We start from the raw sequence: 23516 nt of genomic DNA on the forward strand, positions 1-23516 counted from the left end.
GTCTTTGACGTTATTAGGTAAAATATAATTATTTCCCACTTCCAACTGTTAACCCTTTAACCAAATTATTTTGTACTAAAAGCCCAAATAATATCATTGGTATAACAGTTATTAAGGCTGCTGCACTCATTACACCCCAATCCACATTTTTTTCACTTACAAACATATTAACAAGAACCGGTAAAGTACGTGTTTCTTGACCCGTCAATACTAAAGCAAATAAAAATTCATTCCAAGATATCAGAGCACATAGAATAGATGTTGCTGAAATTCCTGGTAAAACTAAAGGAAGAACAATTTTTCTCAAGGCTTCAAATCTTGTACATCCATCTATTCTTGCTGCTTCTTCTAAAGATTCTGGGATTTCCGAGAAGAATCCTTGCATCATCCAAATAGCAAAAGGTACACTGAAAAAAGAACAAGCAATAATAATTGGTATATATGTTCCTGAAAGGTTAAGGTAACGTGATATCAAGAAAAAAGGCAAAACCATAACAACTGGTGGTGTCATACGAGCCAATAATATAATAAAAGACAAAAGATTGGCATGTTTCCATTTAAATCTTGCAAGTCCATAAGCAGCAGGAATTCCAAGAATTAAAGCTAAAATTGTCGAAGATGTTGTAACTAATACACTATTGAAAAATGTTCTGACAAATTCAGTGTTACTGAAAAAGATCTTGTAATTTCTTAAAGTAAAATTTTCCGGGATCCATTTTGGAGGTATTGTAAATTGTTCTAAAGGTGCTTTGAAGGATGAAAAAATAATCCATATAAGAGGATAAAGAGTCCAAATTAAGGCTATGATTACAATTATCAATGATACGATCTTTATAATTATGTTTTTATTCATTGCTATCCCATCCTATCAATTTCATATAAATTAAAGTAAAAATTATTGCGAGAAAAAAAGAAATCAAATTGATTGTTGAAGAATATCCCATTTGATAAGATTGAAAAGCTAATCTATAACCATAAAAAGACAAAGTTTCTGTGGTTGAGCCCGGACCGCCGCCGGTCATAATAAAAATAGTATCAAATACCCTAAGTGATGTTAAAGTCCTTATTACAACAGCTACCATTATGGAAGATCTAAGTAATGGTAAAGTTATATAGAAAAACCTTTGTATGGCTGAAGCTCCATCCACATATGCTGCTTCATAAGGTTCTTGTGGAAGTGCTTTTAAACCAGCTAATAAGACTAAAGTTACAAAGGGTGTGTATTCCCAAACATCTGCCAGGATTATCATAAACATTGCTGTTGTTGGATTAGCTAATAAAGGGTTTTCAGTTATTGATGTTAAACCAAGGTTGATTAAAAGATGAGGTAAAGGTCCGTAATCATTATTCACAATAAATTTCCACGTAAAGCCTACAACAACAGGAGCTATCATAAAAGGTATCAGTATTATCGACTGAACAATCTTCCATCCTTTAAATTCGGTGTTTAGGGAGAGAGCTAATGAAAAACCAAAAATTAGTTCCAAAAGAACAGAAATAATTACAAAGTAAAAAGTCCTTCCAATGGTTTCCCAGGTAAAGGGATTTTTTAAAGCTTGTAAGTAATTTTGAAATCCTACAAATTTTATTCCCAAATCTGGTCTCAAAAGGTTCCAAGAGAAAAATGAAATTACTAAAGTGTATACAATTGGTATCAAAAAAATTAGTAATATAAAAAGAAGAGACGGTAGAATATATTGTATATGATTAAAATTTTTTCTTTCTGACAAATTGAGAATCCTCCTTTTGAACTAAAAGCCCCGAACCAGCGGGGCTTTTATTCAATAATAACCGTGTTCTTTCATTAATTTATATACCCCATCAGCAGCGTCATTTAGAGCTCTTTCAGCAGTTTTTGAGCCACTTAAATATTCAGAAACAGCAGGAGCAATGTAATCATTTATAATAGCATTACCTTCCGGAATTAGGGGCACCATAGGTGTAGGAATAGAATTTTCCATAGCTTCTGAAAACCCTTCTAACCAAGGAAATTTTGCTCTTAATTCTTCGTCATTTATTGAAGAAAATCTTGCTGGTATATTACCATAAGGTGCTGCTTTAACTTCATTTTTAGTATCTGTTACAAACTTTATCCATTCTAGTGCTTGATCCTTGTTTTTACTTGCTGAGCTAACAGTGAACCCCCATGAAATATACAACATTGGCAATTTTTCATCTTTCAATTCTTCTGGCCTTGGGAATCCAACAAAAGAAGCTTTACCAACAACTCTTGAGGTTTCTGGATTTTCAGTATACAACATTGCTGTAGTCCAAATCTCAGCCATTGCACTTCTACCTTGAGTAAATTCTGTCAAAGCGTCTTGAAAAACATAAGTTTTAGCTGAAGGATTTGCATATTTAAACATTTCTCCAACCTCTTGCAATGCTTCAATTCCTTCCTTCGAATTAAAGATGGGTTTCATTTCCGAATCTAATAGATTCCCACCTCTTGCCCATAATCGTTGTAAAAAGTGTGTTGCAAGGAATATGCTTCTTTGTCCCATCAGTGTTACTCCATACAATTCTGGGGGACGATAGAAAAACTCAGCAATATCTCTATATTGTTCGAGAGTTTTAGGGGGAGCAAGCTCATATCCATATTTTTCTTGAAAAGCTGTTTTTTCTTTAGGATCATTGAACAGATCTGTACGATACACTATTCCTCCCAGTTCATTCATATAAGGAATATAGTACAAATTACCATTTTGCCAACCATTGTCTATTCCTGAAATATCTTCTAAATTTAATTCTTCATATCCTGAAAGCTTGTTTATTGGATAAATGTAACCTGCTGTGGCAAGTGCTGGATACCAAAGCATAGAAATGTATGGTACATCAAAATCAACTCTTCCAGATGTAAAAGTTAGCATTAGTTGATCAAAGTAGTTTGCATACGGGAATTGCTGGATTGTGGCTTTTATTCCTGTTTCCTTCTGAAAGTCATTCATGACAGTTTTCCAAGCTTCGGTGTGAATTCCTACTTCGCTCACCAATTTCACTTGCGAAAAGATACTTGAAACAATTAGCAAACATGTGAGCATTAACACAAAAACTTTTCTTTTAACCATTTTTAACACCTCCTAATAAAGATTCACTTTGTACTTACTTTAGAAATTCCAAAACTTAAGTTTTGCCCATTTTTTGGTTTTAAATTTATTCAAAAACTCCTCATCACTTCTAATCCTCATTAACTATGAATTTCTTTAACCTTTTCGATACTTTTACCGAGGAAGAGGTGAGGGCTCTGCCCTGGACCTGTCATAAATTCAAATGCTTATTTTCTGAAAATTTTCCATTCCAAAGTCTCTAAAGATTCATCTTGATACAATTTTTTAACCGTTTTTAAAGTAATGTTTATAGCGTTACTTGTTGCTTCTTTTATTAGATCTCTTGCAGTATCAGGAACACTTAAATCAACTTTTTCTTTCTTCGATTGCTTGAATCTATTAGCGTAACAAATTCCTATAAATCCAGATTTTATTCCTCTTAAGCTTGATACAACAAAAAGTGCTGAAGCTTCCATGTCCATAGAAATAACTCTACATCTACCCCATCTTTGAAAATATTCCGGATCTCTGTTGTAAAAGCAAGAATGGCTCCAATTTATTCCAGTCTTATAATTTATTTTTAACTCTTTTGAACTTAATGTGAGATTTAAATAAACCTCTGGTGAAGCTGCCGCGGGAAAATTTTCATCTACATAATAATTGCTTGCACCGTCGTCTCTAACAGAAGCGTAAGGAATTACGATATCTCCTTCCTCAATTTCTTCTTGCAATCCAGCAACACTCCCAATTCTAATCAATACCTTTGCTCCTATGTTTATTAGTTCTTCATAAACTATACTTGCCGATGGACCTCCCATTCCTGTTGAAGTTACAGATACAGGGTAACCTTCATAATTTCCTGTATATGTTATCAAACCTCTATTTTCAGCAATTTTTTTAGGATTATCTATTTTTTCAACTATGCTTTGTACTCTCCCTTGATCCCCAGGAACTATAACAATTGGTGCAATGTCTCCAGGACCACACTTTATATGGTATTGTCTTTGGTTTTCTAAACCATTTGGAAGTCTGAAATCTTGCTTAAACACTATTTTTCCTCCTTTTAAAAATTAGATTTTTCTTCTGAATACACTTAGTTTGAAAACAGAGGTATTTATATAATCCAAAGAATAAAGTAAAGGGATGTTATTCTCATCATAATGAACTTCTAAAAGAAGTGTTATAGCTTTTTTCTCAGGTACTTTTAAAAGAGCAGAAAGATATTTATTTGCTTCTATTGCTTCTATTTCTGCAATGGCATGTTTTATAGGTCTCATAAAATACTTATCTAAAAAAGAAAAAATTTCTTCTTCTCTTGATTTTTCATTTTTTAAAACCGAAAGAATCGCTTCTCTTCCTCCCGGTATTCTATTAACTACCATGTATGTTTCTGCATATATTACTGGTATATCATCAGCGGTATAGAGCCTTTTAATTTTTATTAAAGGTTCATTTTTGTCTATTTTCAATGTTTTAGAAATAGGAGGAGTTGCTTTCACTTCTTCAAATTCATTTAAAATAAGCTTAGGAGTTCTTCCAGAAGTGGATATAATGTTATATACCCCCCTCAAATAGTCCAACCCTGTTTGAACAATACCTTCCTTTTTTACTACGAACGTACCTAATCCCTGTTTTCTAATAATTAAACCTTCTCTCTCCAAACTTACCAAAACTTCTCTAATTAATGTTCTGCTTACCCCAAAATTATTACACAGTTCTTGCTGAGAAGGAATTTTGTATCCTTCTGGGAGCTGCAAAATCTCTTTCCTTAGTTCGCTCAAAACTTCCTTAAATAATGATCTCCCTGCTTTTGAAAACATTTATCAACCTCCTCGTATTAATATTAATAAAATATATATATTATATTAAAATTAAACAACATATCATACGTCATATCTTTCATTTTATTATAACTTTTTCTTCTTTATTTAGCAAATTTGACTATCTGTAATCTGAAACGATTAAAGTAAATTAAAGTTTTCTAATAACAATTATGATAAAATTTCTTAAGAATAGCCTTTCTTATAATTAATTAACTCTTTTTAAAAATATTTATGCTATAATGAATAAAAAAATAATCTTCAGAATTGAAAAAATTAGCAATTATGGAGGTAATGTACATGAAATTAGTTAGATTTAAAACAAATGATAAGATAAGTTTTGGATCATTAGAAGGTAGTAAAATTCAGGTTATTCATGGCGATATTTTTGGTGATTTTGAAATAACTAATGAAGAATATAATCTTTCAGAAGTAAAATTATTGTCTCCTTGTACTCCAAGCAAAATAGTTTGTGTTGGCTTAAATTATCGTGATCATGCTGAAGAAATGAAAGACAACCTCCCAACGGAACCGATTATTTTTATAAAACCTTCGACCGCTGTTATAGGACCCAATGAAAATATAAAATATCCATCGATGAGTAAGCAAGTTGATTATGAAGCAGAACTGGGTATAGTAATTAAAGACAAAATAAGAAATTTAAAAATAGAAGAGGTTAATAAACACGTTTTGGGTTACACATGCTTCAATGATGTAACTGCTCGGGATTTACAGAAAAAAGACGGGCAATGGACACGAGCAAAATCTTTTGATACTTTTGCACCTTTTGGGCCAGCTATTGTAACTAATATAGATGCAAGTAACTTAAATATACAACTTTTATTAAATGGAGAAATAAAACAAAATTCTAATACTAACAAGTTGATATTTTCTATAGAAACCCTTGTCAGTTTTATTTCAAAAATAATGACTCTTTTGCCAGGTGATATAATAGCAACTGGAACACCTTCAGGTGTAGGCCCCATGAAAGTTGGAGACAAAATAGAAGTTAGAATAGAAAATATTGGTATTTTAGAAAATTATGTTGTATAATTTTTTGTTTATTATCTTTCTTTTGTAAATTCTGTTTTGTATTCCATGATATTGTTCAATATACTTTCGTTATCTCGCCATTTTTCTTTAACTCTTACGTAAAGATCGAGATAGACCTTTTGTTCAAATAATTCCTCAATATCTTTTCTTGCCAATTCTCCTATTTTTTTTATCATAGCTCCATTTTTACCAATTATTATAGGTTTTTGGCTTTTTCTTTCAACGTATATCTCTGCTCTTACATATAAAACACCGTTTTCTCTTTCTTTTAGTTCTTCAACAACAACACCTGTTGAATGTGGAACTTCTTCTTTTGTTAAAAGGAAGATTTTTTCTCTTATCAATTCGGAAATAATGAATCGTGAAGGCTTATCAGTTATCATATCTTCGGGATAATATTGCGGACCATAAGGTAAATGATCTATTATAATTTGCTTTAGTAAGCTTAAATTCTCACCTGTTAAAGCTGAAACACCTAAACTTTCAAAAATATTACCACATATGTTTCTTAATTCTTCTGATATTTTTTGAATTTTACCTCTATCTTTCAACTGATCTATCTTGTTAATGACTAATATAGTAGGAACCTTGGAAGCATTAATTACTTCCGCTGCTCTTAGATCGGAATCTCTTATACCTTCTTTGGCATCAACAACAAAAAGTATTAAATCAATTCCTCTTAAGGCATTAACTGCTATATTTAACATATATTCGCCTATTTTTCTAAGTGGTTTGTGAATACCTGGTGTATCAACAAAAACTATTTGGTAGTTATCTTCTGTCAAAATACAATTTATTCTATTTCTTGTAGTTTGTGGTTTTTCAGAGACAATGACAACCTTTTGACCCATTAAAGCATTTATTAATGTCGATTTTCCAACATTAGGTTTTCCTGCTACAGTAACAAAGCCGCTTTTAAAGGTGTTTTCTTGCATGTTTCCTCCTATAATTATTTTATATTTTTTACTCACTTTAAAAATTCTAAAAAGCTTTTTTATGTATATTTTATCGTTTAACTCTTTATAAAATACCTCTTATAACTCTAATCCTTACTAACTATGAATCCATTTAACTTCTTTGCTCCGTGTAGCGAAAGAGAGAGGGAGGGCTCCGCCCGGGACCCGTTTTAAATTCAAATACTTATTTTTAGAAAATTATCATTTCTAAAGTCCTTATCTAATCCTTACTAACTATGAATCCATTTAACTTCTTTGCTACGTGTAGCTAAAAGGGGGATAGGGCTCCGCCCTGGACCCATTATAAATTCGAATACTTATTTTCAGAAAATTCTCATTTCTAAAGTCCTTATCTAATTCTTACTAACTATGAATTCTTTAACTTCTTCGCTACGTGTAGCTAAAAGGAGAGAAGAGGGCTCCGCCCTGAACTCACTTTAAATTCAAAAGCCTATTTTTAAAAAATTATCATTTCTAAAGTCCTTATCTAATCCTTACTAACTATGAAACCCTTTAACTTTTTCGCTACGTGTAGCGAAAGAGAGGGGAGGGCTCCGCCCTGGACCTATTATAAATTCGAATACTTATTTTATTGGTTAATTTTTCAACTTTAAAAATGTGTTATATAAGTTATATAAACTTTAAGGTTAGCTAAATCTAAATTAGTAAAATATTTTATCGTTGTATATTTTAATATTTTATTATCTAAAAGTCAAATTTATTGTATATAATATGTAAGATTGACAAATCTATTTTTTTAATGTATAATAAAAAAAATAATAAGTTTTAAGGAGCTATTCCTGTGAAAAGTTGTGTTTTAATTAATAATATATACAAATTAAATTTAAATATTCATCATCATACCTGGCGTGGCCGTTGTAGTTCATGCCAAGTATGTTGTTATTTTTAAAAGAACTCATACAAGGCGAATTATAACCGGTCACGTTTAACTCGTGACCGGTTTTTTATTTTTAATAAAAATAAGCTTTGAATTTAAAGCTAAAAAATTGGCAAAGTTTAAGTTTTAAAATTTCTAAAGTGGATAATAATAAAAAACAAGGGAGGATCCTTAAATAATGAAAAAAAACATTTTTGCTGAATCTAAAAATATTTCGAATATTGTAAATTTAATGAGAGACAGCTTAATAAAAAACGGGTTTTATGAGCTTTTTCCTTCTTCTATAACTAAATATTCTCAAAATTTAAAAAAAGGATTAAAATTTTCTGATGGAAAAAATTTTTATCTTATAAAACCGGATGTTACTTCCTGGCTTATAGAAATGGACAAAGTTGAAGGGAAGGAAAAATTGTTCTATGTTGATGAAGTACTCGATGAAAATTTGAATAGTACCTGGCAATTAGGTTTTGAAATTTTAAACGGTGAAGAGTTAGAAATAGAAAAAGAACTTTTGAAACTTACTATAGATCTTCTTTCACAAATTGGTATTAAAAATTTTTATATTGATATTAGCTCCATGAAAGTTTGGCAAAATATCTTAAATATGGTTCCCGATTTTAAAGAAGATATTTTAAAAGCAATTGAACTTAGAAATTTTGAAATTGTTGAAAATCTTCAAATAGATCAAAAAATAAAAAATTACATAGAAGAACTTTTTAATTATAGAGGGAAAAAAACTAACATAGAAAAATTAAGAAAAATAATGGATGATGTTAAAGATGAAAGAATATTTGTAGATCTGGGTACGATAAAATATATGGACTACTATGAAGAAGTAGTTTTTGAAGTATATTCACCTGATAATGGATATCTTTTAGGCAACGGCGGGCAATATAGAATCAACGATAAATATTCTTGTGGAATAGCTTTTAATATCGATGTATTAAAGGAGATGAAGAAATGAGTAACATATCTATAGCTCTGCCTTCCGGAAGACTGTTAAACGATACAAAAAAATTTTTGGAAAAAATAGGAATAAGAATACAAACACCAAATTCAAGAGAACTTATTTCATCTTTAGATGGATTCCGTTTTTATTTTCCACGTGTATTTGATGTACCAGTATATGTTGAGAATGGTGTAGATTTAGGTATTTGCGGAAGCGACGTTGTCCTTGAAAGAAATAATGATGTATATGTTCCTATAGATTTACCTTTTGGTAAATGCAGAATGAGTGTTATTTTTCCCCAAGAAAAGGAAGTCCCTTTGGAAGATATGGAGGGTTATAAAATTGCGACTAAGTATCCAGAGATAACAAAATCTTTTTTCTCAAAAAACGGCATAAAAGTAAAGGTTTTAAAGTTAAATGGCGCTGTGGAATTAGCTGCTAAAACAGGAATAGCTGATGCTATAGTTGATATTGTTGACACAGGAAATACAATTAAAGCAAACAATCTCAAAGAATCTTATAAAATTATGGATATTTCAGCCGTGTTGTTAGTTAACAGAATCACTCAAAAAACTAAATTTGAAACAATAAATGACATTATAAGAAGGATTAAAAAAATAAAATAAGGGGGAAAACAATGAATTTACAAGTATATGTTTCGGAAATATTGGATGACATAAGAAGTAATGGAATATCGGCACTAAAAAAATATTCCCAGCAATTTGATAATTATAAAGGACCTTTTGAATTAGAGGAGAAAGAATGGAACATAGACGATGAAATTCTTCAAGAAGATAAAAACATAATTGACAGGATAATTAAAAGATTGGAAAATTATCACTCTAAACAAATAAAAGAAGATATAACATACACAAATGAATATGGTTCAATGTATGGCTTAATAAAAAGGCCCATAAACCGCATTGGTATTTATGTTCCAGGAGGCAGGCCATTACCGTCGAGTTTGCTAATGGTTGCAATTCCTGCTAAAATTGCGGGTGTAAAAGATATGATAATAACTTCTTCTCCAAAGAATGGAAAAATTAATCCTTATATTTTATACATAGCTAAAAAATTAAACATTAAAGAAGTATATAAAATTGGTGGAATACAAGCTATTGGCGCTATGGCATATGGTATAGGTATGAAAAAAGTCGACAAAATCTTTGGACCAGGTAATCAATATGTAAATGAAGCGAAAAGACAGGTCTTTGGAGACGTTGGCATAGACAGTCTGGCAGGACCTTCTGAAATCTGCTTAATTGCCGATGAGACTGCAAATAAAGAATATGTTTTGAATGATCTTCTTTCTCAATTAGAACACGGTTTAGAATCTAAATCTTTCTTATTAACTACCTCAAAACAATTATATGACTATTGTGATAAAAACAGAATAGAAAGGTATCTCTTTGATACGTTAGATGAATGTGCTGAAAAAGCAAATGAAATTGCACCAGAACACTTAGAAATAATTACACGAGAACCAGAAAAAATTGTCCCTTTAATCCAAAATGCCGGAGCTGTTTATTTAGGCGAATATACTCCTGTACCTGCTGCCGATTATTTTTTAGGAGTGAACCATGTTTTACCTACAGGTAAGGCAGCAAGGTTTTCGTCCGTTTTAAACGTATCAGATTTTATGAAAGAAATGACTATTGCTAAAATAAGTAAAGAAGAATTATTAACAGAAAGATATTTAGGCATACGAATGGCAGAAATTGAAGGCATGAACCAGCATAAAAAATCTATGGAGGTACGAAAATGATAAGAAAAACAAATGAAACTTACATAGAGATAAATAGTTCAGAAAATTTAGTTGTAGATACTAACGATACAGTGCTAAATCACTTATTAAAAACGCTTTTTTATTATATGGAGAAAAATGTAACTATTAAAGCAAAGTTTGATTTAAAACATCATCTTTGGGAAGATATTGGAATCACGATAGGACAATTTTTGAAAGAAGATATAAAAGATAAAAACATTAGAAGATTTGGTACTTCTATATTGCCAATGGATGATGCTCTAATTTTAGTTTCTGTAGATATTTCAAGAGTTTATACTAATATAGATATAAATATAGGAACTCAAGAAGAAGGATTTGAATTAGGAAACTTCAAAGAATTGGTATTCGGTTTATGTAGATCCCTTTCTGCTACTATTCATATAAAACAAATAAATGGAGAAAACGCACATCATATAATTGAAGCATCTTTTAAAGCTCTGGGAAATTCGTTAAAACAAGCTTTAGAACTAAGCGAAAAGCTTGAGAGTACCAATAAAGTATATAAGGTATAGGAGTGTTTAAATTGCAGAAGATCGTAATTCTAAATGGAGGTGTAGGAAACTTTTCCAATGTACAAAAAGCCATTAATGGCATAATAAGTAATAATATAGAAGATATAAAAACAGCAGATAAACTCATATTACCAGGAGTAGGATCCTTTGGAGCTGTATCAAAAAATATTTCACATTTAAAAGAATATATTTTAGAACATATCGACAAAAATAAACCTTTTCTTGGAATCTGTTTAGGAATGCAAATGCTTTTTGAAAGTAGCGAAGAGGATGAAGGAGAAGGTCTTTCATATTTACCTGGAAAAGTAGTGAAATTTAAAAATATGAAAGTCCCTCACATAGGATGGAACGATGTAGAAATTATTAAAGAATCTCCCATTTTTAAAGGTATATCAAGTGAAAGTTTCTTCTATTTTGTTCATTCCTATTATGTAGTAACAGAAGAAAAATTTGTAATTTCTTATACCAATTACGAAAGTAAAGGAAATATTTGTAAATTTGTCTCAAGTATACAAAAAGGCTACGTCTTTGGAGTTCAATTCCATCCAGAAAAATCAAGTGAAAATGGAATAAAATTGCTGGATAATTTTAAAAAACTTTAAAGAAGTCTCTCAAAATTTATCTTCTAAAAGAAACGGAGGTGACTTGTATAATAAAAGTTATTCCTGCTATAGATTTAATGAATGGTAAAGCCGTAAGACTTTACAAAGGAGATAAAAATAACAAAAAGGAATATGGAGATCCACTAAAAATAGCTAAAGATTTCTCAAAATATGTAGATTTAATACATATTGTAGATTTAGATGGGGCTTTTGAAGGTGAACCTAAAAACCTGCAAACAATTAAGAAAATAATCGAAGAAACAGATGTAAAAGTAGAAGTAGGAGGAGGGTACAGAACATACGATAGTATAAAAAAAGCATATGACATAGGTGTAAGTTACGTAATAATTGGTACTGCAGCTTTTGATTTAAATTTCTTAGAAAAAGTAACTTCCTCCTTTTCTAATGTCACTATTAGTTTAGATGTGGAAAACGGTAAATTAAAAACAAAAGGTTGGTTAGAAGAATCTGATATTGATGTAATAGAAGCTTTCAAAACCTTTAAAAAATATACCAAAAGGTTTATTTACACTGATACCAAAAGAGACGGAACTTTAGAAGGTGTTTCACAAAATATAAAAAGATTTTGGAATGATGAAGAATTTGTATATGCAGGTGGAGTAACCAATAAAAAAGATTTAAAAATATTGGAAAACATAGGTTTCAAAGGAGCTATAATGGGTAAAGCGTTATATGAAGGTAAAGCAAATATAGAAGAATTGGTGGAGGAATAAAAATGCTTACTAAAAGAATAATAGCTGCTCTTGATATAAAAGATGGAAAAGTTGTAAAAGGAGTGAAGTTTGAAAATATAAAACAAGCTGGAGATCCCATAGAACTTGCAAAGAAATATGAAAAAGATGGGATAGATGAAATAGTTTTCTTAGACATAACAGCCTCAAAAGAAAAAAGGAAAATTATTAAAGATCTTGTAGAAAAAATATCAAAAGAACTTTTTATTCCATTCACAGTTGGTGGCGGATTGCATACAGTAGAAGAAATGTTAGAAATAATAAAAAGTGGTGCAGATAAAGTATTCATAAACACAGCAGCAGTAGAAAATCCAAGTCTTATAAAAGAATCTTCAAAAATTATTGGAAGTTCTAACGTCGTTGTAGCTATAGATGCTAAAAAAGATATAACCCTCAACAAATATATAGTTTACACTCACGGCGGAAGTAAAAGAACAACCTTAGATGCCATAGAATGGGCCAAAAAATGTCAAGAACTTGGCGCGGGAGAACTGCTTGTAACGTCTATGGATACAGATGGAGTTAAAAAAGGATATGATCTGGAATTGATTAAAAATATAGCACAATGTGTAGAAATACCTGTTATTGCTTCAGGTGGAGCAGGAAATGTAAAAGATTTTTGCGATGTTTTTCAAGTCGGTGCAGATGCTGCTTTGGCCGCTTCAATTTTCCATTATGGTACATATACACCTTATCAACTTAAAACAGAATTGAAGGAGTTGGGAATAAATGTTAGACTTTAATGAAGATTTGTTAAACAAAATAGATTGGAAAAAAAATGACGGCTTAGTACCCGTAATAGTTCAAAATTCAGATGGAGAAGTGTTAACCTTAGGATATATGAATAAAGAAGCCTTAAATAAAACGCTACAAACAAAATTAGTACATTATTATTCACGAAGCAAAAATAGAATAAGAATGAAAGGAGAAACAAGTGGTAACTATCAAAAATTAAACCAAGTATACATAGATTGTGACAACGATACTTTATTGTTAAAGGTAGAACAAGTTGGCGTAGCTTGCCATCTTGGAACAAAGAGTTGTTTCAGAGAGATTGAAAAACTAAACGATTTTCAAGAATCAAACATCGATTATTCACTTGATATATTGAATGAACTCAAAGAAGTAATAAAAGATAGAAAAAATAACCCAAAAGATGGTTCTTACACGTCTTATCTCTTTAAAGAAGGGAAAGAAAAGATATATAAAAAATTTGGAGAAGAAGCAGTTGAAGTTTTGGTAGCACCTAATAAAGAAAGGATTATATATGAAACGGCTGATATGATCTACCACTTACTTGTTTTATTAACATATGAAAATATTGAACTTGGAGAAATAATGCAAGAACTAAAAAAGCGTCACAAAGAAGATTAGCAAACAAACTCTTGAAGGAGGAACTTGAATGTTTAATTTTAATCCGCTCTTAAATGAATTCCCAGAGTATAAACCATCATATTCAAAAGATTTAAAAAATATGATAAATTTAAGCAAAAATGAAAATCCTTTTGACATTCCAGACGAAATAAAAAATATCTTTTTCAAGAAGATACAAGAGATAAATTTAAATAGATACCCCGAACTAACATCCGATACTATTCGACAAAAAATCGCGGATTTTTTTAATTATTATTTTAGGAATTACGAGATAACTCTGGATAAAAACAATATAATCGTTGGAAACGGTAGTGATGAATTAATCTCCTATACAATTAAAATATTTAATGGAGACCATGTAATTGTTTGCCCACCTACTTTTGAAATGTATGAATTTTATTCAACATTAAATAATGTAGGCATAAAAAAAGTTCCTCTCAACAATAACTTTGAAATTTCAGAGGTTGAAAAAAAAGTAGATGAAAATACACGTCTTGTTTTTATTTGTTCTCCCAACAATCCAACTGGAAACCTGCAACCAGAAGAAGAAATATTAAAAGTATTAAAAACAGGTGTTCCTGTTGTTATGGATGAAGCTTATGCAGACTTTTCCAAAACGAGCATGATAAAATATTTAGAAGAATACCCAAATTTAATAATTTTAAAAACATTTTCCAAAGCTTTTGGTCTTGCCGGAATAAGAGCAGGTACTTTGATAGCTAATCAATCAATCGTAAATCAAATAATGAAAATAAAATCACCATATAGTTTCAATGTTTTATCGGAAAAAATGGTTGAAACAATAATAGAAAATTATGATTATGTAAGAAAAAACATAGATTACATTATTCACGAAAGAGAGTTATTAAGCCAAGATCTAAAAGCCTACACAATGAAAAGCGATTCAAACTTTTTACTTTTAGACTTAAGCAAAATAAAAGATATCACCGCAGATTCTGCATATGAGTTTTTTTTACAAAATAATATAATCGTCAGAAAGTATGAAGGTGTTTTAGAAAATAAAATAAGAGTTACTATAGGAACAAAAGAAGAAAATCAAATATTTTTAGAGTGTTTTAACGAGCTACTGAACTACCATAACTTACGTTTCACTAAGGAGTTGTAGCTTCCTGTTTCAACCTATGATGATTTGTTGATGAGATTAGTGCTTTATCAAATTTATCTCCAACTTATAAGTTGGAGACTTTTTTGACGTAGCACGATAAACAATAAGACTTTACGCATATTATCTCTCCTTCTTTACTTAAAATAGTAGTTCAGAAAGCTACACAGGTCTAAACGCAACAACAATCTTATCATTCTTCAACAAAGGTTCAAACTTTACTTTCATCCCTATTTTTATATTTTCTGGATTATTAGGATCAACTTCAAGAAGTCTCCCTAAAATTGAGCCTCCTCCATCATTGAGACTAACAATTGCAACAATATAGGGTGATTCCTCTTTAAACTGCTCAGGTGGAATATAAATAATTGTAAAACTTTTTACCTCACCTTCACTTTTTATTTCAAATAGGTCCATTTCAAAATTTCCACAATCTGGGCAAACGGGATGTGGAGGAATTGTAACACTCCCACATTTGTTACATTTGGAGCCGAAAATTTTGCCTTTTTTCAGTGCATTTATATAGTCTTGAATTATAATCATTCTTCACCTCGCTAAATCTCTAATATAAACACAAATGAACTTGCTGAAGATCCTCCCACATTACAAGTTAAACCAATTTTAGGAACTTGTTTTATTTGTCTTTTACCTGCTTCCCCTCTTAACTGAAGCCATATTTCATGCATCATAGCTATTCCCGTTGCACCAACAGGATGCCCTTTACTTTTAAGACCTCCATCTGTATTTATGGGTTTGTCACCATTTAAAGAAGTCCTCCCTTCTTTTGCTGCAGCGAGGCCGCATCCTTTTTTAAAAAAACCTACTTCCTCTGATAAAAGTATCTCATTTATCGAAAAACAATCGTGTAATTGAGCTATATCAATTTTTTCTGGCCATATCCCAGCCATTTTGTATGCTGATTGTACTGAGTTTATAACCGCAACGGATGTTGTCAAATCATGTCTGTTAGCAAGAGCTAATGTATCCGTTCCCATTCCAAAACCAATAATATGCATAGGCTTATCTGTGAATCGTTTCGAAATTTTACTATTAGATAAAAAGGCAATTGCAGCTCCATCAGAAATAGGCGCACAATCATATAGACGCAAAGGATATGCTACAAGCGGATTAAATTGAGAATTCAAAAAATCCATATCGTCTTTAAATGAAACTCCTTTTTTCAACGCCGTTTTTCTTGCAATTGAAGAAATACTTTCTTGAAATTGTGCTTTAGGATTTAGAGACCCATTATAATGATTTTTAATCGTTATTGTCTGAAGGTCTTCCCAATTTCCTCCATATTTATGAAAGTATTCTTGAGCCATTAAAGCAAACAATCCGGGGAAAGTTATCCCTGTATTGAGATCGAAAATATCATCAGCAGCAACAGATAGTGCGTCTGTTGTTCTAGAAGTGTCTAAAGTAGTCATCTTTTCTACTCCTACTACCATTACGACATCATACATTCCCGAAGCTACTGCAAAATATCCTGCAGCCAAAGCTGCAGAACTTGAGGCACACGCACTCTCCGTTCTAAATGCAGGAATTCCCTGAATTCCTAACCATTCTGTAACTAACGGTCCATAATGAGCCTGATGTTCATATAAGGTGGGAGTAAAATCTCCAACAAAAAGAGCTTTTATTTCTTTTTTTATATTGATACCTTTATCAACATTTTTAATAGTTTCTAAAAATGCTTCCAAAACCAAATCTCTTCCAGTTTTATCTGGATGCTTACCAAACTTAGTCATTCCTACACTTATAACATCAACTTTTTCCATTTTCCCCTCCTTAAACAGCCTCTTTACCTATTATTAATTTTAAAGGATCCACTTCATCTCTCAGCACCCTAAGTTCTTCTTTTGTTGGAGGCTCAGTTGATGGTATTTTCCCTTTTATTAACAATTCAAAACCTGTGTTTACCTTAATATCATCTAACGTAATTCCTCGATGAATTGACTCTATCATCATCCTTTTAGTTTCTTCATCATATCCCAATACTGCAAGATTTGTGACAACCTTATAAGGTCCAGTTCCAGGGGGTAACCCAGATTTTTCTCTTGCTCCAGGACCCGTGAGATAACCTGGAGTTGTTATGAAATCAATCTTTTGAACAAATCTACGAGAACTTTGAGGAGTCATAACAATGGTTCTCCATGCAAGAGAGCCAAAATCATTTGCCCCACCACTTCCTGGAAGTCTAACCTTTGGATGTCTATAATCTGACCCAATTAGTGTCGAATTCAAATTTCCATACATATCAATTTGTGCTCCACCAAGGAAACAATAATCAACCATTCCTCTTTGAAGTGATTCCATAATTTCCGACATAGACGTTGTTTGAATAGCTTTGAACATAGTCCGAGAATCCCCTACTGACACTGGCATAGAAGGTAGCAAAGGAGCAACAGCTCCTGCCTCAAAAGTTATTAACAAATTTGGAGAATATAATTTTTGAGCCACCATAGCAGCTGCACATGGACCACCCGTTCCAACAGAAATTACTGACCCATCTTCCAACAACCTTGAAGAAATACATATCATGAGTTCCATTTCGTTATATTCTTCCATTTTAATTCCCCTTTTTATTATCAATCATATATTCAATATTTCGTAACATTTTCATTTTTTCAAAGCCTCCATTTACATTTAAGTAATCATAAAAATTTTTACATTCGAAAATGTTCTTATTAATGAATGTTTTGTATTCCTCAACATCTTTCTCAGCTTCAATCCAATTTCGAATGTAGTCGGAATCTAAGAAATATTCATAGGGCATATTCCCAGGATAACTACCGAATGGAACCTCTATTACAGCGTCTACTAAGTAAAATGGAATTGTAGTGTTCTCAGGATTGTTTCTAAAAAATTCTGTTGGAAGGATTCTTTCTGATGTTATAATCACTCTTTTAGCTGCACGAGCCAAATCTTGATCAGAAACAGTTATCCCGCGTATGTGACTATTCCCATATATATCAGCTTCATGAACATGAATTATAGCTACATCTGGGTATAACGCAGGAACAGCCAGATATTTCTTATCTGTGAACGGGCAAGTAATTTCTTTTGCTGCACTATATTTTGCTGTATCTGTTCCCATCATTGTCCTTATGGGAATAAAGGAAAGTCCCATTGCTGCAGCTTTATATCTCCATGCTAATGCCGCGTTTGTCCATTCAGTATAATTTACTTCTGTCTCGAAATATTTTCGAGTTTGTTTTGGAATGCCGAATGCTTCAAGCCCTATCACATAAGATATGTCACACTTATTAAAAGTTTTACCAGCTACAAGTATCGCACAATCAAGTGTAGCAGTATGACCTGAAAAACCTAAATTTTTCTTTTTTTGCCTGACAATTTCAAGAAGAACTGCTGTGGGTAATCTTACCATCCCGAAACCACCAACTGCTATATAATTTCCATCATTAATTAACTCTGAAACGGCTTTTGACACAGTAGTTAGTTTGTTTACCAAATTCTTCGTTTTTTTTCTAAAGAAATCCCTCATTTCATCAGGATCAGGGCCTGTAAATAGTTCTCCTTCACTCAGCATAATTAATCCTCCCCTTCAAAAGTATCTAAAAAGTTAAGAGAGGAATACCCAAAATTAATGGGTAATCCTCCTTTCTCATCATTTAATTATTTCTTCAATAATTTTATTGATAGTATCTTCTGGAAGAACACTCTTAAGAATTATCCCTGTCTCCTTTATTTTTTGAAGAATTTCTTCAACCTGCTCTTTTGTAGCGGATACCCCTTTATTATTCAGCACATATTCAACAAAGGATCTTCCACTTTTCTTACCCGCTACGTATTTAGACTGGCGATTAAAAATTGTAGGTGAATAAGGATAAAAACTGTCTTTCAGTCCTAATTTATTTTCAAGTTTAATATTGGCATCTACTATGATACCTGACTCGCTGTCAAAAATAGCTTCTCCTACTATGGGTTTCAATTTAGAAACTTTTAATTTTGATACCTCTTCTATTATTTTTGATACTCTATAAATTTCTTTTAAATTGATGTTGGTATTAATATCCATAAGCAGTTCAAGAGCAGCAACTATTTCTTCAGTTGCGACATTCCCGGCTCTTTCTCCTAAACCATTGAAAGAGCACTCTATAGCTTCTGCACCACTCACTATTGCCATTAGTGCAGAACCAGTAGCAAACCCAAAATCATTGTGAATATGGAATGATAACGGAACTTCAGGTATCCATTCTTTCATTTTGCGAACCAAATATTGAACTGCTACAGGATGTGCCTGATTAAAAGTATCAGAAATACCAATTTGGTCCACTTCAACGTTTTTTACTACCTCGGTAAAAATTTTTCTTAAGACGTCTAAATTACTAACCCTAAAAGTCTCCCAACCACAAAACTCAACAAAAAGGCCAGCTTCTTTAGCCATTTTGGCACATTTAATAACTTTTTGAATTAAGTCATCAACACTCATTCCTAAGACATGTCTTAAGAAATAGGGATTAACACTAGTCTCTAAAAATATTCCATCAGCTTTGTTTTCAATTGCTAATTCAACATCTTTTTCTGTTATTCTTGAAAGTGCAAGGGTTTTTGCTTTTAGATTCATTTCAGATAATCTTTTAAAAACTCTTTTATCATCATCTGATACGGCTGGTGTTCCAACTTCAATTAAAGGAACCCCTATTTTATCAAGCTCTTGTGCAATGAAAACTTTTTCATCTTCGGTAAAAACTATTCCTGCCGTTTGCTCCCCGTCTCTTAAAGTAACGTCATGGATAATTACCTTTTCAGGTATTTTCATTTGAGATCTAACTTCATCAATATAATTTAAATGAGTTATCCATTTTTCGTCTGTAAAATAAGGTTCTTTCAAAGTACAATTTTCGATCGGTTCTATGTTTTTCATACTATATGCCTCCTCACATAATAGTAACAGGTTTTTGTTGGAAACCACGCACAATCCAATTTCGAATTTCTAAATAATAAAGCTAATTACATACTAGCCTCGCACTCGATAGTCATCATACTTCAACAATAGCAACGGGTCTAATCCAAGCTGCACTAGCTTTAGCCAATTTTATTGGAAAACATGCCACTTTAAAACCATGAGGTTTTGGAATGAGATCAAGATTTGCTAATTTTTCTATATGACAATATTCTTTTTCGATTCCAGCAAAATGAGCAGGCCAAATTTTATGTCCATCTCCAGTTTCTTTGTAATCATTTGCCATATCTTTGAATGCTCTATCATAACCATATGCATCGATTCCTATAATCTTCACCCCTTGATCAAGAATCCAAAGTGTCGCATCTCTACTCATGCCTGGTTGTAAGAAATAGTCAGGACTCTCTATTTTTTTATCACATCCCGTTTCAATTAGGACTATGTCTAAGGGTTTAATCGTATAATTTATATTATTAAGTGCTTTTTTTATGTCATCTACTGCAATCTCTTCACCAGCTTTTTTATGGCGCATATCTAATACCACCCCATCCGAAAAACACCATTCAAGAGGTATTTCGTCAATAGTTTTGGCGAGTTTCCCTTCAGCCATGGGATAAAAATGCCAAGGAGCATCAAGATGCGTCCCACAATGGGTCATAATAGTGAGCCATTCATATGCCCATCCCAGTCCTGAAGAATATACCAAATCTCTCTGCTTAACTCCAAATTTATTTCTCATCTCAACTGCTCCTGCCCTATGGTCAAAATAATCAATTTTTGCTGGCCAAGGTTCCGAAGAAGATTCACTTTCTATCAAAACACTTAAATCAATTATTTTTATCATAATTTTTTTACCTCCTTTTTATATTATTTTTACTCACTTTAGAAATTCCAAAATCCTTATTATATATGTTTTAGAACTGATTTTTTTACAAAATACTTCCTCAATTCTAATCTTTACTAATTCTTAATTTTTTAACCTTTTCGGTACTTGTATTGAAGGAGAAGGAAGGACTCTGCCCTGGACCCACTTTAAATCAAATGCTTATTCTCCGAAAAATTATCATTTTTTAAATCCCCGAGAACTTTATTAATGTTTTAACAAAATTATTTTCCTATTTTTATGCCCTTCCCCATGCTCCATAACTATTTCCTTTTAGTGCGAGTCTATTAACTTTGCATTTATTAGTTATTTTATAAAAGTTTATTAAATCTCATAATTTAGAAGTTTCTTATACTTCTCTACTACTCCTTTTCCTTTATCACTGATTCTTAGTTTTCTTCTTATTAAGCCTCCTTCTATTACATATCCTTGTCTAATTAAATTTTGAATAATTGCAGAGATAGAAAGTGGCTCTAATTTTGTGATTTCCACCAAATCGTCTACCACTATATTCTTATGATTGGAAATATACGCCAATATGGTGAAAGCGACTGAACTTAATCCATCTTGAAAAAGAATTTCGTCTTCCTTAGTCAGCTGTGGTAAAAATTCTCTACCTTTTTCCGTTACTTCAAAAAGATAATAATCCATTCCACCTTGGGATTTTCTTCTTATAAGTCCATATTCTTCTAACTTCAGTATTGCTTTATTGCTTACATTTGAGTCAACGTTTAAAATGTCAGATATATCGCATAGTACGTTACTTCCTTTGCTTATGAGGTCCAATGTCTTCGTTTCTAATTCATTTAGCTTAATTTTTTCTTTCATTACTTCTAGTTTTGTAGCTTTTTTGGGTGTTAATAAACTAATAATAATGGTTATTATAAATGTTAAAAGGAAACCTGGAATTGCCATATGCCCAAATCTTTCTGTCATTGGATATATCTTTGTTAAGTCAAGGATAGTCCAAACTGATAATAACAATATTCCTGAGAAAACGCCCCAAAATGTACCTGTTGAAGAAGCTCTTTTCCAGTACATGCCTAATAATAAAGCTACTCCTGAAGGTAGCAACCACGCAGTACTGAAAGCAAAAAGAAAAACCGGTCCTCCAGGATAAAAACATAAAACTAATGTAATAACTCCAAACAAAAGAGTAATTATTCGAGAAGGTGTTATTAATTCTTTAGAAGTTGCTTTTGGCTTGAAAAATCTTTGATAAAAATCTCTTATAAGCATAGAACTTCCAGCAATGTGAGTAGCAGTTGCAGTAGAAATCGAAGCTGCAATAGTAGAAATTAATAAATAAGAGGCAATAACGGGATTTAATTCTTGAAGTAGAATGCCAAATGCACTTGCTGTTGGAGTTGAACCTATAGGTTGAAATGCAGTTGGATGTGCTGCCCCAGCATAACTACCAACAAGTACATAGACAATACCGTTTGCCAAAAAAAGTATCAATGCTGCCCACAAAAATGAATTTCTTGCAATTCTCTCACTCCTTACAGAACTGCAGCGAATCCAGTAGTGGTTTGATCCCCATACAAGTGCAAATCCATATAAGAACAAAGCTACTAAAAAGCTCGGATATTTTAAAGAAAACCACGGGAAAGTTCCACCAGTAATCCCTGATGTTAACCAACTTCCTCCACCTGGCCAGTTGTTAGCTATAAAATTAAAACCCCCATATTTTATTAGCAAAGTTACTATTAAAAGTGGCATACCTATTATACATAAAAAACCCATAAAGAAATCTGTAATAGCAACACCCCATAATCCAGAAGCAAAAACATACCCCAAGAAAAGCAAAAATGCTATTACTATTAAAAGTAATAAATTCCAATTTGTAAAACCAGCTAATATATACGCTACTGAAACTATGTTATTAGCTGTTATACCTATCATTGAGATAATTGCTGTTATTGCCACAACTATTCTTACTCGTTTATCATATCTAATTTCCATCCATTCTGGTAATGTATGTGCGCCGCTTCTTCTGGCAAGTGGTGCTACTAAGAGACCGTAACCCCCGATGCCTATCACAGAATAGGCTATTCCCAACATAGCTACGCCTTTCCAGAATCCGCCCATTAAAGCAAAGGAAGGAGATAAAGTTAAGGTAGTACCAGCATATCCAATTGCCGCAACACCAAATACATTCACAAGTAAATTTACTTCTCTTCCAGCAATTATATAATCGCTACCTCCTTTTATTAATCTTCTTGCTCTGACACCTAACCAATTTACGATAACTCCAAAAATAACCAAAAATATTAAAAAGATTAATATACTACTGCTCATACCTTTACACCTCCTTAAACTAATATGCCTACTGAAAATCTTCAGTTGCCTGTTCTTTTTTAAGGAAAAATGTTTTAAAACTGTCTTATAACTTTCCTGACTAAACCTTACCTTTGCTCACTAAGGTTCAACCATTCTTCTATAGCCCCATTCTCACCACCTTTTATAATCATGAAAATAATTGCAGCAAAAAATTCGAAATTCTTTTAAAGATATCTTACATCTTATTTGAAAAAATGTCAAACTTGAAAAAATAAGATTAAAATGATTTGTAGTCATTAAAAGGTAACTATTAAAGAATATATAAATATTTCTTAGTGTTTATTAAAATATAGAATTATTAGTTAACTTTTCTGTGCACTGATATAATCTTTCAAATTTATCCAATAACTTAATATATTCCTTATGTATAGATTCTATGGGAAAAATTAATAAATAGAGTTTTTTTCAACCACTAAAAATAATTGTAATATTTGTTTTTTTATGTTTTTTAGTCTTGCTAATTTTTACTAATTCTCTTCGAAAATAAA

23 protein-coding genes are annotated in these 23516 nt (G+C 31.8%); 10 read left to right on the forward strand and 13 right to left on the reverse strand.

The genetic code is table 11. The annotated features are described in order from the left end of the window. Positions 1–28: 28 nt before the first annotated feature. From X924_RS09945 to X924_RS09965, 5 genes are all read right to left on the reverse strand, one after another. The gene (locus X924_RS09945) at positions 29–853 is read right to left on the reverse strand and encodes a carbohydrate ABC transporter permease (RefSeq protein WP_121958768.1); all 825 of its coding nucleotides are present in this window, start codon (positions 851–853) and stop codon (positions 29–31) included. Further along, complete coding sequence (locus tag X924_RS09950) at positions 846–1730, reverse strand: carbohydrate ABC transporter permease (protein WP_199172699.1); 885 nt, start codon at positions 1728–1730, stop codon at positions 846–848. The genes X924_RS09945 and X924_RS09950 overlap by 8 nt, the downstream gene beginning before the upstream one ends. 51 nt (positions 1731–1781) lie before the next feature. Continuing rightward, a complete protein-coding gene (locus X924_RS09955) occupies positions 1782–3068 on the reverse strand; it encodes a sugar ABC transporter substrate-binding protein (RefSeq protein WP_121958770.1) in 1287 nt (428 codons plus the stop codon). 206 nt (positions 3069–3274) lie between these two features. Next, positions 3275–4096: a nucleoside phosphorylase gene (locus X924_RS09960; protein ID WP_121958771.1), complete on the reverse strand. Its 822-nt coding sequence runs from the start codon at positions 4094–4096 to the stop codon at positions 3275–3277. A gap of 21 nt (positions 4097–4117) precedes the next feature. Further along, positions 4118–4867, reverse strand: coding sequence for a GntR family transcriptional regulator (locus X924_RS09965; RefSeq protein WP_121958772.1), 750 nt, complete (start codon positions 4865–4867; stop codon positions 4118–4120). A 300-nt stretch (positions 4868–5167) separates the two neighbouring features. Between X924_RS09965 and X924_RS09970 the strand changes: the two genes are divergently transcribed. Next, positions 5168–5920, forward strand: coding sequence for a fumarylacetoacetate hydrolase family protein (locus X924_RS09970; RefSeq protein WP_121958773.1), 753 nt, complete (start codon positions 5168–5170; stop codon positions 5918–5920). Positions 5921–5931: 11 nt separating this feature from the next. On the opposite strand, the gene era is transcribed toward X924_RS09970, so the two are convergent. Next, positions 5932–6855 (reverse strand): GTPase Era, encoded by a 924-nt coding sequence (era, locus tag X924_RS09975; RefSeq protein WP_121958774.1) that lies wholly within the window; start codon positions 6853–6855, stop codon positions 5932–5934. A gap of 1097 nt (positions 6856–7952) precedes the next feature. On the opposite strand from era, the gene X924_RS09980 reads away from it, so the two are divergent. Genes X924_RS09980 through hisC form a run of 9 tightly spaced genes read left to right on the forward strand, consistent with a single transcriptional unit; the run spans position 7953 to position 14875 of the window. Continuing rightward, positions 7953–8738 carry an ATP phosphoribosyltransferase regulatory subunit gene (locus tag X924_RS09980; protein ID WP_121958775.1) on the forward strand — a complete coding sequence of 262 codons (786 nt, stop codon included), beginning with the start codon at positions 7953–7955 and terminating at the stop codon, positions 8736–8738. Between the two features lie 5 nt (positions 8739–8743). Beyond that, positions 8744–9349 (forward strand): ATP phosphoribosyltransferase, encoded by a 606-nt coding sequence (gene hisG / locus X924_RS09985; protein WP_121958789.1) that lies wholly within the window; start codon positions 8744–8746, stop codon positions 9347–9349. 11 nt (positions 9350–9360) lie between these two features. Next, positions 9361–10488: a histidinol dehydrogenase gene (gene hisD / locus X924_RS09990; RefSeq protein WP_121958776.1), complete on the forward strand. Its 1128-nt coding sequence runs from the start codon at positions 9361–9363 to the stop codon at positions 10486–10488. Beyond that, complete coding sequence (gene hisB / locus X924_RS09995; RefSeq protein ID WP_121958777.1) at positions 10485–11021, forward strand: imidazoleglycerol-phosphate dehydratase HisB; 537 nt, start codon at positions 10485–10487, stop codon at positions 11019–11021. The genes hisD and hisB overlap by 4 nt, the downstream gene beginning before the upstream one ends. An 11-nt stretch (positions 11022–11032) precedes the next feature. Further along, positions 11033–11623, forward strand: coding sequence for an imidazole glycerol phosphate synthase subunit HisH (gene hisH / locus X924_RS10000; RefSeq protein WP_121958778.1), 591 nt, complete (start codon positions 11033–11035; stop codon positions 11621–11623). 50 nt (positions 11624–11673) lie between these two features. Next, positions 11674–12357: a 1-(5-phosphoribosyl)-5-((5-phosphoribosylamino)methylideneamino)imidazole-4-carboxamide isomerase gene (gene hisA / locus X924_RS10005; RefSeq protein WP_121958790.1), complete on the forward strand. Its 684-nt coding sequence runs from the start codon at positions 11674–11676 to the stop codon at positions 12355–12357. Between the two features lie 2 nt (positions 12358–12359). After that, on the forward strand, positions 12360–13118 hold the full coding sequence (gene hisF / locus X924_RS10010; RefSeq protein ID WP_121958779.1) for an imidazole glycerol phosphate synthase subunit HisF: 759 nt from the start codon (positions 12360–12362) through the stop codon (positions 13116–13118). Then, positions 13105–13749 carry a bifunctional phosphoribosyl-AMP cyclohydrolase/phosphoribosyl-ATP diphosphatase HisIE gene (gene hisIE / locus X924_RS10015; RefSeq protein WP_121958780.1) on the forward strand — a complete coding sequence of 215 codons (645 nt, stop codon included), beginning with the start codon at positions 13105–13107 and terminating at the stop codon, positions 13747–13749. Before hisF ends, hisIE begins: the two co-directional genes overlap by 14 nt. Before the next feature lie 28 nt (positions 13750–13777). After that, positions 13778–14875, forward strand: a complete 1098-nt coding sequence (gene hisC / locus X924_RS10020) for a histidinol-phosphate transaminase (protein WP_121958781.1) — start codon at positions 13778–13780, stop codon at positions 14873–14875. A gap of 159 nt (positions 14876–15034) precedes the next feature. Here hisC and X924_RS10025 read toward each other — a convergent pair whose 3' ends face one another. The 7 genes from X924_RS10025 to X924_RS10055 form a co-directional block, all read right to left on the reverse strand. Further along, positions 15035–15415 carry a Zn-ribbon domain-containing OB-fold protein gene (locus X924_RS10025; RefSeq protein WP_121958782.1) on the reverse strand — a complete coding sequence of 127 codons (381 nt, stop codon included), beginning with the start codon at positions 15413–15415 and terminating at the stop codon, positions 15035–15037. Between the two features lie 11 nt (positions 15416–15426). Beyond that, positions 15427–16653 carry a beta-ketoacyl synthase N-terminal-like domain-containing protein gene (locus tag X924_RS10030; protein ID WP_121958783.1) on the reverse strand — a complete coding sequence of 409 codons (1227 nt, stop codon included), beginning with the start codon at positions 16651–16653 and terminating at the stop codon, positions 15427–15429. Between the two features lie 10 nt (positions 16654–16663). Continuing rightward, a complete protein-coding gene (locus X924_RS10035; protein ID WP_121958784.1) occupies positions 16664–17443 on the reverse strand; it encodes a CoA-transferase subunit beta in 780 nt (259 codons plus the stop codon). Position 17444: 1 nt separating this feature from the next. Then, positions 17445–18425, reverse strand: a complete 981-nt coding sequence (locus X924_RS10040) for a CoA transferase subunit A (RefSeq protein ID WP_121958785.1) — start codon at positions 18423–18425, stop codon at positions 17445–17447. Positions 18426–18503: 78 nt separating this feature from the next. Further along, the gene (locus tag X924_RS10045; RefSeq protein WP_121958786.1) at positions 18504–19763 is read right to left on the reverse strand and encodes a LeuA family protein; all 1260 of its coding nucleotides are present in this window, start codon (positions 19761–19763) and stop codon (positions 18504–18506) included. A 115-nt stretch (positions 19764–19878) separates the two neighbouring features. Next, the gene (locus X924_RS10050; RefSeq protein ID WP_121958787.1) at positions 19879–20646 is read right to left on the reverse strand and encodes a cyclase family protein; all 768 of its coding nucleotides are present in this window, start codon (positions 20644–20646) and stop codon (positions 19879–19881) included. A 363-nt stretch (positions 20647–21009) separates the two neighbouring features. Continuing rightward, positions 21010–22986, reverse strand: a complete 1977-nt coding sequence (locus X924_RS10055; protein ID WP_121958788.1) for a sodium:solute symporter family protein — start codon at positions 22984–22986, stop codon at positions 21010–21012. Positions 22987–23516: the final 530 nt, after the last annotated feature.

Source organism: Petrotoga sp. 9PWA.NaAc.5.4 (assembly GCF_002895485.1).
In the GTDB taxonomy this organism is placed as follows: domain Bacteria; phylum Thermotogota; class Thermotogae; order Petrotogales; family Petrotogaceae; genus AZRK01.

What these genes read in the sequence shown, in the direction of transcription:
- X924_RS09945 (WP_121958768.1), bottom strand. Translation starts at nt 853, where the DNA reads ATGAATAAAAACATAATTATAAAGATCGTATCATTGATAATTGTAATC.
- X924_RS09955 (WP_121958770.1), bottom strand. Translation starts at nt 3,068, where the DNA reads ATGGTTAAAAGAAAAGTTTTTGTGTTAATGCTCACATGTTTGCTAATT.
- X924_RS09965 (WP_121958772.1), bottom strand. Translation starts at nt 4,867, where the DNA reads ATGTTTTCAAAAGCAGGGAGATCATTATTTAAGGAAGTTTTGAGCGAA.
- X924_RS09970 (WP_121958773.1), top strand. Translation starts at nt 5,168, where the DNA reads ATGAAATTAGTTAGATTTAAAACAAATGATAAGATAAGTTTTGGATCA.
- era (WP_121958774.1), bottom strand. Translation starts at nt 6,855, where the DNA reads ATGCAAGAAAACACCTTTAAAAGCGGCTTTGTTACTGTAGCAGGAAAA.
- X924_RS09980 (WP_121958775.1), top strand. Translation starts at nt 7,953, where the DNA reads ATGAAAAAAAACATTTTTGCTGAATCTAAAAATATTTCGAATATTGTA.
- hisD (WP_121958776.1), top strand. Translation starts at nt 9,361, where the DNA reads ATGAATTTACAAGTATATGTTTCGGAAATATTGGATGACATAAGAAGT.
- hisB (WP_121958777.1), top strand. Translation starts at nt 10,485, where the DNA reads ATGATAAGAAAAACAAATGAAACTTACATAGAGATAAATAGTTCAGAA.
- hisF (WP_121958779.1), top strand. Translation starts at nt 12,360, where the DNA reads ATGCTTACTAAAAGAATAATAGCTGCTCTTGATATAAAAGATGGAAAA.
- hisIE (WP_121958780.1), top strand. Translation starts at nt 13,105, where the DNA reads ATGTTAGACTTTAATGAAGATTTGTTAAACAAAATAGATTGGAAAAAA.
- hisC (WP_121958781.1), top strand. Translation starts at nt 13,778, where the DNA reads ATGTTTAATTTTAATCCGCTCTTAAATGAATTCCCAGAGTATAAACCA.
- X924_RS10025 (WP_121958782.1), bottom strand. Translation starts at nt 15,415, where the DNA reads ATGATTATAATTCAAGACTATATAAATGCACTGAAAAAAGGCAAAATT.
- X924_RS10030 (WP_121958783.1), bottom strand. Translation starts at nt 16,653, where the DNA reads ATGGAAAAAGTTGATGTTATAAGTGTAGGAATGACTAAGTTTGGTAAG.
- X924_RS10035 (WP_121958784.1), bottom strand. Translation starts at nt 17,443, where the DNA reads ATGGAAGAATATAACGAAATGGAACTCATGATATGTATTTCTTCAAGG.
- X924_RS10040 (WP_121958785.1), bottom strand. Translation starts at nt 18,425, where the DNA reads ATGCTGAGTGAAGGAGAACTATTTACAGGCCCTGATCCTGATGAAATG.
- X924_RS10045 (WP_121958786.1), bottom strand. Translation starts at nt 19,763, where the DNA reads ATGAAAAACATAGAACCGATCGAAAATTGTACTTTGAAAGAACCTTAT.
- X924_RS10050 (WP_121958787.1), bottom strand. Translation starts at nt 20,646, where the DNA reads ATGATAAAAATAATTGATTTAAGTGTTTTGATAGAAAGTGAATCTTCT.
- X924_RS10055 (WP_121958788.1), bottom strand. Translation starts at nt 22,986, where the DNA reads ATGAGCAGTAGTATATTAATCTTTTTAATATTTTTGGTTATTTTTGGA.